The organism is Pseudoduganella sp. RAF19 (genome assembly GCF_052114165.1).
In the GTDB taxonomy this organism is placed as follows: domain Bacteria; phylum Pseudomonadota; class Gammaproteobacteria; order Burkholderiales; family Burkholderiaceae_D; genus Rugamonas.
The window spans coordinates 1-13,832 of record NZ_JBFREF010000021.1; the positions used below are offsets into that span (position 1 = coordinate 1).

Sequence of the window (13,832 nt, forward strand, 5' to 3'; positions counted from 1 at the left end):
CGCTGCCGTTCGACTTGCATGTGTAAAGCATGCCGCCAGCGTTCAATCTGAGCCAGGATCAAACTCTTCAGTTCAATCTCTGTTTTAAGTCATTGCTGACTTGGTCGCTCACTCAAAATACTGACGAAATCTCTTGCGAGATTACGTTTCATTTTGCGCGAGCATTTGAAGCATATTATTTGAGCATCGCGCCATTCGGCGCGTTGGCCATCTTCAAACGCCCACACTTATCGACTGTTGATTTTTAAAGATCGCTGCGTTATGTTGACAAAGCGTTGTGTTTGTCTGCAGCAGAGAAGCGAGATTATGCGTTGTATCCTGCAACTCGTCAACCCCTCTAAACTCACATCGTTTCGCGCTGTTTGCTGCGTTGCGTTGCGAGGGACAGAACTATAGCAAAGGGACCGGCTCATGACAAGCCCTATTCGGCCGCCCACTATTTTGGTGGTGGACGATTCGCCAACCCTGCTGCTCGCGCTGCTCGATCACTTGAGCCGCCACGGCTTCCTGGTGGTGCTGGCCCACGACGCCCGCGAAGGCATGATGCGGGCCGTGCTGGCACAGCCCGACCTGATCCTGCTCGACATCGTGATGCCCGGCCTGGACGGTTTCGAGGCCTGCCGCCGCCTGAAGGCCGACGACGCCACCCACGACATTCCCGTTATCTTCATGACGGGCCTGAGCGATGCAAAACAGATCGTCAGCGGTTTCGGCGCCGGCGGCGTCGACTACATAACCAAGCCATTTCAGGTAGAGGAAGTGCTGGCCCGTATCAATACCCACCTGGCACTGCGTAAGGCAAACCAGGACCTGCAGCAGATGTACGAAACCCTGACCCAGGCCAAGGAAGACCTGGTCCACAATGAAAAGCTGGCCGCCCTCGGCGCCCTGGTAGCCGGCGTTGCCCATGAATTGAATACCCCAATCGGCAACAGCCTGATGGTGGCCAGCACCTTTGAAGCCCAGACCGGTGAAATGCTCGGCCACTTCAAGACCGGCGACCCGCTGCGCCGTTCGGAGCTGGAACACTATCTGGAAAATGCGCACACCACCGTCGAAATCCTGATGCGTAATCTGCAGCGCGCGGCCGACATGGTCAGCAACTTCAAACAAGTGGCCGTGGACCAGACCAGCACCCAGCGCCGCACCTTCCTGCTGGCCGAAGTTGTATCCGGCAATGTGCTGACGCTGATGCCGACCATCAAACGCACGCCCTATCAGGTCATCCAGAACATTCCACCCGAGCTGATGATGGACAGTTTCCCCGGTCCGCTCGGGCAGGTGATTGCCAACCTGGTGAACAACGCGCTGGTACACGGCTTCGACGGCCGCAGCGAAGGCGAGGTCGAACTATCGGCGGACTACGAACAAGCTGAATGGATCGCCCTGCGCGTGCGTGACAACGGCAATGGGATCGACTCGGCGAACATGCAACGCATCTTCGACCCATTCTTTACGACCAAGATGGGGGTGGGCGGCTCGGGCCTGGGACTGCACATCGTCCACAATATCGTGACCGATATCCTGGGTGGCCGTATCGGCGTCAATAGTGAAGTGGGAAAAGGAACCTGCTTTACGCTGTCCCTGCCGATGTCGGCGCCACGCCACTGACGGCAGACTGCTCGCGCAGGCGCTGGCGGCTGGTCTTGTACCAGCCGATGAAGTCTTCCGCCGACATGGCTTTGCCAATCAATGGTCCCTGCCCCGAAGCGCAGCCCAGATCACGCAGCACGGCCCAATCTTCTTCATGCTCGATGCCGTCGCAGCTTGTCGCGACGTCGAGCTGGCCAGCGATATCCAGCAAACCTTCCAGCAGCGGACGCCGGTTGCTGCGCCTTGCCGCTTCGTTGACGAACAGGCTGTCCAGCACCAGCTCACTGAGAGGACAGCAGGCGTATTGCCGCAGGCCCGCTTCATAACGCCCGCAGTGACGGGCGGCGATGGCGAAACCGCGCAGACTAAGGCGCGCCAGATTGTGCAGGAACAGCGGCTCGCTGGCCGCCACGACGGCCTCGCTGACTTCCCAGCTCACGTTGCCCGGCTTGACGCCAGCTTCGATCAGCGTTCCTGCCATTTCGTTCAGATGCGGCAGATCGGCCAGCACTTGCGGCGGCAGCGGCAGGCAAAGCCGCATGGACAAACCCATGTCATGCCACTCCTGTAACTGCGCGCCCGCCTGCCGCACAAGGGATAGCAGCAGCGATGCCGCCAACGGCCCGGTATCGATGCTGTCAATGAAGGCGCCTGGAGCCAGCAAGCCACGGCGCGGATGGTCCCAGCGCGCCTCCACCGTCACGGCAGCCAGCCGTCCGCCATCAAGCGTGACGCGCGGCTTATACCAGGCGAGGAACTGGCCCGCGCGTAATCCTTCTTCCACCTCCGAAGCCGAAGCTTCCTGCTGCGCTTCCAGCAAGGTACGCGGCAGCAGTTCCTGGCTTTCAACGACGGAGCGCAGACCTTCAAGGCGAATCGGCTTGGGAATCGTGGCCAGCAGGCGAGTTGGCGTATCGGGCGGCATGCCCTGCGTGGCTTCCGTCAAGCGCGCCGCATTGGCGCTGGCGGCAATCAGGTTGGCAGCCAGCCGGCGCTGGGCCACGTGCTGGATCAGCTCAAGACCATCCATGCCCGGCATGTCCATATCGGTCAGCACCAGATCGACCGGACCGCATTGCAGCTCCAGCGCGCGCAGCGCCGCGATACCGTCTTCGGCTTGCAGCACCGAACCAAACCCGATTTCACGCAGCAAGCCGGCCACGTGGTCACGCTGCACGTGACTATCTTCGACGATCAAGGCTGTGCATCCGCTCAGATCCTTCATGCGATCTCCTGTCAGGCTGACGCGCTGTAACTCAGGATTTCCCGGGCGATGGCGTCCAGCGCCACACTGCGTTCCACCGCGCCGCGCCGGACTGCTTCGCGCGGCATGCCATACACCACGCAGCTAGGTTCGTCCTGCGCCAGCGTCCGTGCACCGACCTGGCGCATCTCCAGCAGACCAGCGGCGCCGTCATCACCCATGCCGGTCATGATAACGCCGAGTGCATTCGGACCGGCAGAATTTGCGACGGAGCGGAACAACACATCCACCGAGGGCCGGTGGCGATTTACAAGCGGGCCTTCCACCACTTCCACATAGTAGCGCGCTCCGGTGCGGTGCAACAGCATATGGCGTCCGCCCGGAGCGATCAGGACAGTGCCCGGCGTCAGAGTGTCGTTATGGCGCGCTTCGCGCACCCTGACCTGGCACAGCTTGTCCAGGCGATCGGCGAAAGCGGCAGTGAACTGCTCCGGCATATGCTGCACCACGACGATGCCCGCCGCCTGCGGCGTCAGCGCGGTCAGCACCCGCTCCAGCGCCTGCGTGCCGCCGGTCGAAGTGCCCAGCGCGATAATCCTGCCTGCCGAAGATGGAATGCGCTCTCCCTGTGCTGCGGCCAGGATGGCGTCCGCGCTCAGTCGCTCGCTCGGTGCGGGCGGCGCCGGCACCACGCGCTGCGCGACCGTCTCCACTTTGGCCTGGGCAGCGCTGCGCACGGCAGCCAGCAACTCATCACCGCCCTCACCCGGCGACTTGTACAAATCAAGGCGCGGCTTGGTGATGACAGCGACTGCGCCTGCCGCCAGCGCATCCATCGATGTGCGTGCGCCATTCTCCGAGAGCGAGGAGCAGATCACCACAGGCGTAGGACGCTCGGCCATGATCTTGCGCAGGAAGGTGATGCCATCCATGCGCGGCATCTCCACATCGAGCACGATCACATCCGGCCACTGCAGGCGCATGCGCTCGGAAGCGAGAATGGGGTCTGCCACCGCATGCGTAACGGTGATATCAGGTTCGCGGTTCAACAGACCGGACAAGACCTGCCGCACCACCGCGGAATCATCGACCACCAGCACGCGAATCTGCTTCATGCTTCCCCCTGCCGCACCCAGACATCGCCGGTAGCGACTTCGAATACGATCAATCGTGGTCCCACGCCAAACAGCGAGCGCGATACCACCGGAATGCGGTAGCGCGCCAGCAGCCTCTCCGCCGCCTCTCCATTACGGCGGCCGATGGCATGCAGCCCGCGCCGTTCGATTTTCGGGAACATTACGCTACCACCGAAAATCTTGCCCTGGCAATCGTGCGCGGGTACACCATGCGCCTGCAGTTCATTGACCATCAGTTCCATCGCTTCCGCGCCATAGCGCCCGCTCAGCTGCGCCAGTTGCCGCTTACCGCGTTCCGATACCAGGAAGTGCGACATGGCCCCGATGCGCCGCGCCGGATGCCACAAGGTGATTGACACGCAAGAGCCGAGCAAAGTGCGTATGCGATGCCGCGCATCGCCGACGAAGAATTCGCCCGGCAAAAGATAGATGTCGATGACCTCATCGAGCGGCATGGCTACACCTTGCGGTACACCGATGGCGCTTCAGCCTCGATCGGCCCCAGGCAATCATGCAGGCTTTCCGCATGGCCGATAAACAGATAGCCGCCAGGACGCAGCAGATCGAGCACACGGCTGACGACATGCCGACGCACCTCGGGGCTGAAGTAGATCAGCACATTGCGCAGGAAGATCACATCGAAACGGTCGAGCGGCGGCAGTGTGGGGGCGTTCAGGTTAATGCGCAGGAAATCGACCCGCTCGCGCAGCGCGCGGCTGACCAGCAGTGTGCCCTCCTCGGGACCGAATCCCTTCAGGCAGAAGCGCTGCAAATAAGATGGCGGAATATGCTGGGCGCGCACCATGGGATAGTGCCCATGGCGCGCGGTCGCCAGCACGCGCGCGCTGATGTCGCTGGCGACGACCTCCCATTCGGCGGCCGGCAGCACATCCGCCAGCACCATGGCGATGCTGTAGGCCTCTTCGCCGGTGGCGCAGGCCGCGCTCCAGACGCGCCAGGGGCGGTGCGATGAGCGTGGCTTGGCCGCCAGATTGCGCAGCAGGTCGAAGTGCTGTGACTCGCGGAAGAAGTAGGTTTCGTTGGTAGTCAGAAGATCGATCGCCAATTGTGTTTCATCCGGGGCCGTGCCGCCCGAGATCAGTTTGAAGTAGTCGCCAAAGCTCACGATCTGGCAGTGGTGCAGGCGCTTGGTCAGGCGCCCCGATACCAGCGGCTTCTTGGCCGGTGACAGCGCAATGCCCGCCGCCTGCGCAATGAATTGCTGGAACAGGCCGAACTCACGGTCAGTCAGCGGAGAAATGGGGCTATCCATGCCGTTCATGATAGCCCGCCCTGCTCGGCCAGGCTATCTACCGCGGCGATTTCTTCCGGTGACAGCACGGTTTCTGTATTCAGCAAGATCACCAGCCGCCCATTCCACTTGCCTACGCCGGCGATGAAGTCGATGCGCAAGCGTGCGCCAAAGCTGGGCGGCGGCTCCACCTCGGCCGGATCGATTTCCAGCACCGTGTTGACGGCGTCCACCAGCACGCCAATCACCAGCCCGGCCGTTTCCACGATGACGATGCAGCTGCGGCGCCCGATCTGGCTGGCTCCGCGCCCAAAGCGCACGGACAAATCCAGCACCGGCACCACGGCGCCGCGCAGGTTGATCACGCCGCGTATGCAGGGCGGCATCATCGGAACCGTTGTCTCGCCAGGGTATTCGATGATCTCGCGCACGGGCTGCAAGTTCATCGCATACATTTCCCCGTCCAGCATGAAACTCAGGAATTGCTCGGTCATGGCGGCGCTCCCCGTTCAGAAGCGCGTGAAGTGCGCTTCGTCCGGCCCTTCGGCTGCGGCGAAATGGCGCCGGGACCTGGGCTGTGGGGAATCTCGCAGCGCCTTCGCTGCCGCCTGCAGCGAACCGACCTGGAAGAAGCCAATCAAGTGTTGCAACTGCTCCGCCTGACTGCTCATCTCTTCTGCGGTCGCCGCCAGTTCTTCCGATCCCGCAGCGTTCTGCTGGGTCACCTGGCTAAGCTGTCCCATTGCGAGGCTGATCTGGCTCAGACCCGCCGCCTGTTCTGATGAAGCAGCGGTGATCTCTTGCACCAGGCCGGATGTCTTGCGGATGTTCGGCACCATCGCATCCAGCATCTCGCCGGCGCTGGACGCGACTTCGACACTGCTGCTTGCCACTTCGCCGATTTCCTGCGCGGCGATCTGGCTGCGCTCGGCCAGCTTGCGCACTTCGGCCGCCACCACCGCGAAGCCTCTGCCATGCTCGCCCGCGCGCGCGGCCTCGATCGCGGCATTCAGCGCCAGCAAATTGGTCTGATAGGCGATATCGTCGATGATGACGATCTTCTTCGCGATGTCGCGCATCGCAGCGACGGTGCTCGCCACCGCTGCACCGCTGTCGCCCGCCTCCTGCGCCGCCTTGCCGGCAATGGTGTCCGTCACGCGGGCATTGGCAGTGTTCTGGCTGACCGAGGCGCTCATCTCTTCCACCGAAGCGCTGGTCTCTTCCACGCTGGCGGCCTGCTGGTTGGCCGTCTGCGACAGCGACTGCGCCGTGGCGCTTACCTGTTCCGATGCGGCTGCCAGCGCCAGCGCGCCGTTGCTGACTTCCGTGGCGACGCCGCGCAACCTGTCCACCATGGTGCGCATGGACGCCAGCAGACTGGTGGTGTCGCCTTCACGCAGACGGATATCGATTTGCAGCTGGCCCTGTGCAACCTGATGCACGATATGCGCGGCGTAATAGGGCTCGCCGCCAAGCTGCCGCAGCAGCGTGCGGATCATGTACAGGGACACCAGCGTGCCGACAGTGAAGCCGGCAATGATCAAGGCCAGGTTAAGGCGCATATTCGACGTGGTCAGCGCAATCGCGGCGCCGTACTCGTCACGGGCGACAGTTGATTGCAGCTCCTGCAGGCGGTTCATGGCGTTCAGCGCCAGCCGCATCTGCGGATCGGCGGCAAACGCCGCGGCCAGCGCCTCCTTATGTTTACCGTTAAGGGCTTGCGTCAACACGTCCTTGCGCAGCTCTTGCCATGCGCTCCAGGCGGATTCGAACTCCGCGACCAGTTTCTGCTCATCGCCGGTCATGGCCGTGCCAAGATAGGCCGTCCAATTTTTTCGGAATGTCTCACGGTGCGCAGCGTCGCCTTCCAGCGCCTTCTGCGCGTCCGGAACCGAGCTGGAGGCGGCCGCCATGACCATACGATGACGCATGCGCAGCATGGCTTCATTGGCGTTGGACAGTTCAATCAGCGCCACTGTGCGGTCTTCATACACGGTTTTCAGCCGCGCATTGGCGAACTCCATGCCGCGCAATCCCACCAGGCCGACCACCGCCATAATCAGCAGCAGCGCTCCGACCAGTGCGCCAAGCCTCATTGCTACAGGCATCCTTTTCAGCATGTCCATGTCTCCTTGTTTAGCTTGAGCAGTGCGGGAAGGTCCAGCACCAGCGCCACTTCACCGCCACCGAGGATGGTCGACCCGCTGATGCAGCGCGAACCGGCCAGCAGTGGGCTGAGTGGCTTCATGACAGCCTGGATCTGGCCCAGCAAGGCGTCCACCACCAAACCCGCCTTCTGCCCTGCGTGGCGCACCACGACCACGCTTTCGCGGCGCGGCGCCGGACCGCTCAGGCGGAACAGATCGCGCAGCACAATCGTGGGCAACACCTCGCCACGCAGCTGATGCAGCCCTTCTGCTTCTTCTTCCAGGCCGGCGACGCATTCGTCCACCATGCTGAGTGGCAGCGCAAAGCTGGATTCGCCGACGCGCACCAGCAGGCAGTCGATAATGGCAAGCGTCAATGGTAGGCGCACGCGCACCGTGGTGCCCTGCCCTTCCGTACTGTCGATCGTGATGCTGCCGCGCAGCGCTTCGATATTTTCGCGCACGACGTCCATGCCGACACCGCGGCCCGACAGATTTGTGATTTCGCTGGCGGTGGTGAAGCCTGGCTCAAAGATCAGCGCATGTACCTCGCCATCGCTCAGATTCTGTTCGGCGCCAGCCAGGCCGAGCGCAATGGCCTTCTCCAGAATCTTGTCCCGCGCCAGTCCGCGGCCATCGTCGCTCACTTCGATCACGATGGTGCCTGCATCGTGCAATGCGTTCAGGGTAATGGTGCCTTGCGCCGGCTTGCCAAGCGCCTGGCGTTCGGCGGTGGATTCCAGACCGTGATCGACAGCATTGCGCACCAGATGCGTCAGCGGATCGGCAATGCGCTCGACCAGTGTCTTATCCAGCTCCACGTCTTCACCGCTGATCAGCAGGCGGATCTCCTTGCCTTGCTCACGTGCGACGTCGTGCACCATGCGTTGAAAGCGGCGAAAGGTCGCTCCGATGCGTACCATGCGCAGTTGCAAGGCGCTGTCGCGCACCTCCTCCACCAGTGAAGCCAGCAGCTCGGTACTGTCGCGCAATTCCGCATCCCGCAGCCGCGCGCTGGCGATGCCGGTGCGGGCGCTGGCGATAATCAGTTCGCCTACCAATGTAATCAGATGCCCGAGCCGGTCGGCATCGACGCGAATAGTACGGTTTTCACGCGCCTCCCCGTTGCTATGCGGCGCAGGCGCCGCAGCTGGCGCCGCAGCTTTCGGCCGCGCGGAGGATGCCGGCACGGCAAGAAGCGCAGGCGGCACGATACGCGCGGTGGCGTTCAGCACCTCGGCAATGGCCCGGGCATGCAATGGCTGCCGCTGCGCGAGGCGCACATAATCCTCCGGCGCGGCGTTTGGCGACAGCACATGCAGCGTGCACTGGCGCTGCACGAACTCGAATGCCTTTTCGATCTGCGCCTGGCCCGCCACTGTGCGTAAGACGATCTCGAAGCCGAGGTAACAGCTCTCTGCATCCATGTCGGCGGCGGGCGGCAGTGTCTCGTCGACCACGGCGACTGCGGCCAGTTCGCCCAGCTGTGACAGATAGCTGATGAAGGCCGCGGGGTCCATGCCCTGCCTGAATACGTCTTCACCAAACTGCACGGATATATGCCAAAGCGCCGCTTCGCTCATCGCGGCGGACGCCTGCTCCGGCGGCTGTTCGGCCAGGCCGAGATAGCGGTGCAATTGCTCCAGCAGCGGCACGCCACGTTCGCCCAGATCGCCCTGCCCGCCGCGCGCCACATCGTCCACCATGGCGGTGATGTGGTCGGCACAGGACAGCAGCAGCACGATCAGACGCTCATCCAGCACGCGGCTGCCATCGCGCACGCCGTCCAGAACACTTTCAACAGCATGGGTGAACACAACGATGGATTCAAGGCTGAACAGGCCCGCCGTCCCCTTGATGGTATGCGCCGCGCGGAACACGGCGTGAATCAGCTCTCCATGTGGCTCGCCCCGCCCCAGCTTGAGCAGCCCGCTCTCCATTTCGACCAGCAGCTCGCCTGCCTCGGCGACAAATGCCTGCAAACCTTCATCCAGGTCCATCGGAGCATCCTTCTTGAGAAGACGCCAGGCCAAGCAACTTGAACATCGAGAGAACGGCGGGGCTGTGCGACACCAGCCGCAGCTCCCTGCCGGAGGCGCGCGCTTCGCGCCGGGCAAGCAAAAGCAATTGCAGGCCAGCCGAGTCGATTTCGGTGACGTCTGCCAGATCCACTTCCAGCACCTGCGCCTTGGACAGCCGGGCAAGCAGGCTTTCCTTCAACTCCCGCACGCGCCGCAGCGTCAGTTCACCTTCGATGAACAGCAGCACAGGCGGGGCAGGCGATTGGTCCATTAGCTCATCGTATGCTCTTGACAACTCGCTTGCAAGACGTTCGACCGCAACAGTTGCTATATCAATACGGCATAGATACACGCAAATAAACAATAGATCGCATATCCCTCCAGTCTTAGAATCAACCGATACCAAAAGCATAAAGGAGACAAAATGGAACGACGCAGCTTCCTGCGCGCCGTCGCTGCCGGTTCGGCCATGGGTGGTCTGGCAGGCGCCGCCAGTCCTGCCATCGCGGCAACCCAGCAAACCACCAACGACCGCGCCTACATGGCGGGCCTGCTTCAGAAAATGGCGGAGCCAGTCCTGAGCAATATGGCCGGGGGCACGCTGCAAAAGCGCTTTCCGCTCGAAGTCAGCCCAACCTGGGATGGACGTGATAAGCGCGTCAGCTATCTGGAATGCTTCGGCCGCCTGATTGCTGGCGTGGCGCCCTGGCTGGCACTGCCCGACGATGGCAGCGCGGAAGGCCGCACGCGCAAGCGCCTGCAACAGCTGGCCCTGCAAAGCTATGCCAACTCCGTCGATCCGAAAAATCCGGACTACCTGATGTGGAATGGTCCCGGCCAGACGCTGGTCGATTCGGCCTATTTCACCAATGCGCTGATGCGCGCACCCAAGGCGCTGTGGGAACCGCTGGATAACACCACCAAGCAGCGCATCATCGCCGAGATCAAATCCCTGCGCCGCATCGATCCGCCTTATATCAACTGGCTGCTGTTTGCGGCCATGAATGAAGCCTGGCTGCTGTCCATCGGCGAGCAATACGACCCGATGCGCATGAATGTCGCGATCCGCAAGATCAATGAGTGGTATGTGGGCGACGGCTGGATCAAGGATGGTGACAGCTTCCACTTCGATTACTACGGCGCCTTCGTCATGCACCCGATGCTGACGGAAATCCTGGAAGTCGCGGAGCGCGAAAAGGCGCCCTTCTGGAACGGCAATCCGGCCGAGCTGCACGCCCAGGCGCTCAAGCGCATGCAGCGCTATGCGGAACATCTGGAACGCTTCGTTTCGCCAGAAGGCACTTACCCGCCGATTGGCCGTTCGCTTACTTACCGCACAGCGGCCTTCCAGCCTTTGGCCCTGCTGGCCTGGCGTAAGCAGCTGCCCGCCAGTCTGCCGGAAGGCCAGATCCGCGCGGCGATGACGGCCGTGCACAAGGCTGTCTGGACGGAGCCGAGCAATTTCACGAAGGACGGCTATCTGACCATCGGCTTTGCAGGACACCAGCCGGAGCTGGGTGACTGGTATTCGAATAACGGCAGCATGTACATCGCGTCGGCCAGTTTCCTGCCGCTTGGTCTGCCGGAGAATGACAGCTACTGGACAGCTCCTGCGCAGGACTGGACGCAAAAGAAGGCGTTCGCAAGTCACCGCTTCCCTAAAGACTATCCGGTCAACTACTGAACCTGCCCATGACCACGAATCCACTTCGCCGCCGTGTCCTGCAAGGCACGGCAGCCGCTATCGGTACGATCTTCCTGCCATTGCATGCGGCCACGCCGCGCTTCTCGATTGGCGCCACTGATTTTCTGCTGGACGGTAAGCCGCTCCAGATCCGCTGCGGCGAGATGCACTTCGCCCGCGTGCCACGCGAGTATTGGTCGCATCGCCTGAAGGCCATCAAGGCGATGGGCTTGAATACCGTCTGTGCTTACCTGTTCTGGAATTATCACGAGTGGCGCGAAGGCCGCTTTGATTGGGCCGGCCAGCGCGACGCCGCTGAATTCTGCCGCGTGGCGCAGCAGGAAGGCTTGTATGTGATCTTGCGCCCTGGTCCTTATGCCTGCGCCGAGTGGGAAATGGGTGGCCTGCCATGGTGGCTGTTGAAGCATGACGGCGACAGCTTCCTGCGCACGCGCGATCCGGCCTATATCGAACCCGCACGCCGTTGGCTGGCTGAAGTGGGCCGCGTGCTGGCGCCTATGCAGATCACGCAGGGCGGTCCGATTCTGATGGTGCAGGTCGAGAACGAATACGGCTTCTTCGGCGACGACCTCGAATACATGCGCGTGATGCGCAAGGCGCTGCTGGATGCGAAGTTCGATGTACCGCTATTCCAGTGCAATCCGACCAATGCGGTCGCGAAGACGCATATTCCCGAGCTGTTCTCGGTGGCGAATTTCGGCAGCGACCCGGCCAATGGTTTCAAGGCATTGGCCGCGGTGCAGAAAGGGCCGCTGATGTGCGGCGAGTATTACTCCGGCTGGTTCGATACCTGGGGCGCACCGCACCGCCGCGGCGCCGCGACCAAGGCGGTCGAAGACATCCAGGCCATGCTGAAGGCAAACGGTTCGTTCAGTCTCTACATGGCCCACGGTGGTACGACCTTCGGCCTGTGGGGCGGCTGCGACCGCCCCTTCCGTCCGGATACCAGCAGCTACGACTACGACGCGCCGATAGGCGAAGCGGGCTGGATGGGCGAGAAGTTTGAAGCCTACCGCGAAGGCATCAAGCCCTTCCTGGCTGCCGGAGAAACCCTGCCGCCAGCGCCTCCGCAAACTCCTGTAATGGAAATCGCGCCTTTCATGCTGAAGGAGTCGGCGGCGGTGTTTGCGAATATGCCACCCAAAGTAATCCGCGATGTCTCGCCACGCCCTTTAGAGCAATATGACATCAGCCGCGGCCTGGTCGCTTATCGCATCACCCTGCCCGCCGGTCCTGCGGGCGTGCTGGAAGCGACCAAGGTACGCGACCTGGCATGGGTCCACCTCGATGGCCGCCAGATCGGCACGATGGACACGCGCTTCCGCCGCTACACAGTCGATCTGCCTGCGCGCAGCAAGCCGGTCACGCTGGAGATCCTGCTGTACACCATCGCGCGCGTGAACTTCGGCGTGGAGATCCACGACCGCAAAGGTCTGCATGGTCCGGTTCAGTTCACGCCAACCGGCAGCGCAGCGCAGCCACTGGAAAATTGGGAAATCCGCGCCATCGATTTCGATGCCGATGGCACGCTGCCTCCATTGGCATGGAAACCGGGCCGTGCGGGTGGCGCTGCCTTCTGGCGCGGCAGCTTCAATGCGTCGCGGCAGGCCGACACCTTCCTCGACATGTCCAGCTGGGGCCAGGGCATTGTGTGGATCAACGGCCGCTGCCTGGGCCGCTACTGGAGCATCGGCCCGACCCAGACCATGTATCTGCCTGGCCCATGGATTCGCGCCGGCGAAAATGAAGTCGTTGTTCTCGATCTCACCGGCCCGCAATCGGCGCGCATCAGCGGCTTGAAAGCACCGGTCTTCGACCAGCTGCATCCGGAGCGCGACCTCGCGCGCCCACCGAGCAAGATCAAACCGCACCTCGACGGCGTGGCGCCAGCGCACGAAGGAGAATTCGCCGCCGGCAGCGCAACGCAGGATGTCCGCTTTGCGAAACCTGCGCACGGCCGCCAGTTCTGCCTCGAATCGCTGGACGCGCACGACGGCAAACAATTCGCGGCCGTTGCCGAGATCTCGCTGCTCGACGCCAAAGGCGAAACGATCAACCAGTCCAACTGGACGATCGCCTACGTCAGCAGCGAAGAGCTAAGCAAGGAAGATGGCGGCGCGCTGAATGCGATCAACGGCCAGGTCACCGACTACTGGCATTCCGCGTGGAGCGGCAAAGGCGTCAAGCCAAAGCATCCGCACCTGCTGATCATCGATCTGGGCAAAGATGTTGAAGTAGCAGGCCTTCGCTACACGCCCCGCCAGGGCAAGGACGACGTCACCGGCCGCATCAAGCACTTCCGCGCTTACCTCGGCGAGGCGCTGGCGCGCTGAAAAAACCCACGGCGCAAAAGCGGGTGGCTGCCACATCGTGGCAGCCACCTGGTTTTACGTCTTGGGTTCAGAAAGCAAAAAAGCCCACCGGCGTCTGCGCCTGGTGGGCTTCTTCAATAACTAGCCTGACGATAACCTACTTTCACACTGGTTGCAGCACTATCATCGGCGCAAAGTCGTTTCACGGTCCTGTTCGGGATGGGAAGGGGTGGGACCGACTTGCTATGGTCATCAGGCATAACTTGTAGCACCGCGTTGGYTCAACGCGCTGCGCAATCCGGAAGAAGTAAGYAGGGTAAAACTCAATCATTCAAACACAGGCAAGTGCGCATAACCGGCAAGGTTATAGGGACAAGCCGTACGGGCAATTAGTATCAGTTAGCTTAATGCATTACTGCACTTCCACACCTGACCTATCAACGTCCTGGTCTCGAACGACCC

The 13,832-nt window shown here is 62.1% G+C and carries 11 protein-coding genes and 3 rRNA genes; 3 read left to right on the top strand and 11 right to left on the bottom strand.

Annotated features, from left to right (window positions below):
* Positions 1 to 74, bottom strand: a 16S ribosomal RNA gene (locus AB4Z19_RS30205); the annotation flags it as partial.
* Positions 75 to 411: 337 nt separating this feature from the next.
* On the opposite strand from AB4Z19_RS30205, the gene AB4Z19_RS30210 reads away from it, so the two are divergent.
* Positions 412 to 1,611 carry a sensor histidine kinase gene (locus AB4Z19_RS30210; RefSeq protein ID WP_442023978.1) on the top strand — a complete coding sequence of 400 codons (1,200 nt, stop codon included), beginning with the start codon at positions 412 to 414 and terminating at the stop codon, positions 1,609 to 1,611.
* Here AB4Z19_RS30210 and AB4Z19_RS30215 read toward each other — a convergent pair.
* From AB4Z19_RS30215 to AB4Z19_RS30250, 8 genes are read right to left on the bottom strand one after another with little or no spacing between them, the layout of a single operon-like run.
* Positions 1,574 to 2,818: an EAL domain-containing protein gene (locus AB4Z19_RS30215; RefSeq protein ID WP_442023980.1), complete on the bottom strand. Its 1,245-nt coding sequence runs from the start codon at positions 2,816 to 2,818 to the stop codon at positions 1,574 to 1,576. The genes AB4Z19_RS30210 and AB4Z19_RS30215 overlap by 38 nt on opposite strands.
* A gap of 11 nt (positions 2,819 to 2,829) precedes the next feature.
* The gene (locus tag AB4Z19_RS30220; RefSeq protein WP_442023982.1) at positions 2,830 to 3,912 is read right to left on the bottom strand and encodes a protein-glutamate methylesterase/protein-glutamine glutaminase; all 1,083 of its coding nucleotides are present in this window, start codon (positions 3,910 to 3,912) and stop codon (positions 2,830 to 2,832) included.
* The gene (locus AB4Z19_RS30225) at positions 3,909 to 4,388 is read right to left on the bottom strand and encodes a chemotaxis protein CheD (protein ID WP_442023984.1); all 480 of its coding nucleotides are present in this window, start codon (positions 4,386 to 4,388) and stop codon (positions 3,909 to 3,911) included. Before AB4Z19_RS30225 ends, AB4Z19_RS30220 begins: the two co-directional genes overlap by 4 nt.
* A gap of 2 nt (positions 4,389 to 4,390) precedes the next feature.
* Positions 4,391 to 5,215 (bottom strand): CheR family methyltransferase, encoded by an 825-nt coding sequence (locus tag AB4Z19_RS30230; protein WP_442023986.1) that lies wholly within the window; start codon positions 5,213 to 5,215, stop codon positions 4,391 to 4,393.
* The gene (locus AB4Z19_RS30235) at positions 5,212 to 5,679 is read right to left on the bottom strand and encodes a chemotaxis protein CheW (protein WP_442023988.1); all 468 of its coding nucleotides are present in this window, start codon (positions 5,677 to 5,679) and stop codon (positions 5,212 to 5,214) included. Before AB4Z19_RS30235 ends, AB4Z19_RS30230 begins: the two co-directional genes overlap by 4 nt.
* Positions 5,680 to 5,694: 15 nt before the next feature.
* Positions 5,695 to 7,305, bottom strand: coding sequence for a methyl-accepting chemotaxis protein (locus AB4Z19_RS30240; RefSeq protein ID WP_442023990.1), 1,611 nt, complete (start codon positions 7,303 to 7,305; stop codon positions 5,695 to 5,697).
* Positions 7,299 to 9,332: a chemotaxis protein CheA gene (locus tag AB4Z19_RS30245; protein WP_442023992.1), complete on the bottom strand. Its 2,034-nt coding sequence runs from the start codon at positions 9,330 to 9,332 to the stop codon at positions 7,299 to 7,301. The genes AB4Z19_RS30240 and AB4Z19_RS30245 overlap by 7 nt, the downstream gene beginning before the upstream one ends.
* Positions 9,319 to 9,624 (bottom strand): STAS domain-containing protein, encoded by a 306-nt coding sequence (locus AB4Z19_RS30250; protein WP_442023994.1) that lies wholly within the window; start codon positions 9,622 to 9,624, stop codon positions 9,319 to 9,321. Before AB4Z19_RS30250 ends, AB4Z19_RS30245 begins: the two co-directional genes overlap by 14 nt.
* A gap of 153 nt (positions 9,625 to 9,777) precedes the next feature.
* On the opposite strand from AB4Z19_RS30250, the gene AB4Z19_RS30255 reads away from it, so the two are divergent.
* Both AB4Z19_RS30255 and AB4Z19_RS30260 read left to right on the top strand, forming a co-directional pair.
* Positions 9,778 to 11,037: a DUF2264 domain-containing protein gene (locus AB4Z19_RS30255; RefSeq protein WP_442023996.1), complete on the top strand. Its 1,260-nt coding sequence runs from the start codon at positions 9,778 to 9,780 to the stop codon at positions 11,035 to 11,037.
* Positions 11,038 to 11,045: 8 nt separating this feature from the next.
* Positions 11,046 to 13,391: a beta-galactosidase gene (locus AB4Z19_RS30260; RefSeq protein ID WP_442037113.1), complete on the top strand. Its 2,346-nt coding sequence runs from the start codon at positions 11,046 to 11,048 to the stop codon at positions 13,389 to 13,391.
* Positions 13,392 to 13,514: 123 nt separating this feature from the next.
* Here the strand turns inward: AB4Z19_RS30260 and rrf are convergent.
* A 5S ribosomal RNA gene (gene rrf / locus AB4Z19_RS30265) occupies positions 13,515 to 13,627 on the bottom strand.
* 111 nt (positions 13,628 to 13,738) lie between these two features.
* Positions 13,739 to 13,832, bottom strand: a 23S ribosomal RNA gene (locus tag AB4Z19_RS30270); the annotation flags it as partial.

Bases quoted from the DNA above. Each gene is read 5' to 3' on its own strand.
- AB4Z19_RS30220 (WP_442023982.1), bottom strand. From the start codon at position 3,912: ATGAAGCAGATTCGCGTGCTGGTGGTCGATGATTCCGCGGTGGTGCGG.
- AB4Z19_RS30245 (WP_442023992.1), bottom strand. From the start codon at position 9,332: ATGGACCTGGATGAAGGTTTGCAGGCATTTGTCGCCGAGGCAGGCGAG.
- AB4Z19_RS30255 (WP_442023996.1), top strand. From the start codon at position 9,778: ATGGAACGACGCAGCTTCCTGCGCGCCGTCGCTGCCGGTTCGGCCATG.
- AB4Z19_RS30235 (WP_442023988.1), bottom strand. From the start codon at position 5,679: ATGACCGAGCAATTCCTGAGTTTCATGCTGGACGGGGAAATGTATGCG.
- AB4Z19_RS30240 (WP_442023990.1), bottom strand. From the start codon at position 7,305: ATGCTGAAAAGGATGCCTGTAGCAATGAGGCTTGGCGCACTGGTCGGA.
- AB4Z19_RS30225 (WP_442023984.1), bottom strand. From the start codon at position 4,388: ATGCCGCTCGATGAGGTCATCGACATCTATCTTTTGCCGGGCGAATTC.
- AB4Z19_RS30210 (WP_442023978.1), top strand. From the start codon at position 412: ATGACAAGCCCTATTCGGCCGCCCACTATTTTGGTGGTGGACGATTCG.
- AB4Z19_RS30260 (WP_442037113.1), top strand. From the start codon at position 11,046: ATGACCACGAATCCACTTCGCCGCCGTGTCCTGCAAGGCACGGCAGCC.
- AB4Z19_RS30230 (WP_442023986.1), bottom strand. From the start codon at position 5,215: ATGAACGGCATGGATAGCCCCATTTCTCCGCTGACTGACCGTGAGTTC.
- AB4Z19_RS30215 (WP_442023980.1), bottom strand. From the start codon at position 2,818: ATGAAGGATCTGAGCGGATGCACAGCCTTGATCGTCGAAGATAGTCAC.
- AB4Z19_RS30250 (WP_442023994.1), bottom strand. From the start codon at position 9,624: ATGGACCAATCGCCTGCCCCGCCTGTGCTGCTGTTCATCGAAGGTGAA.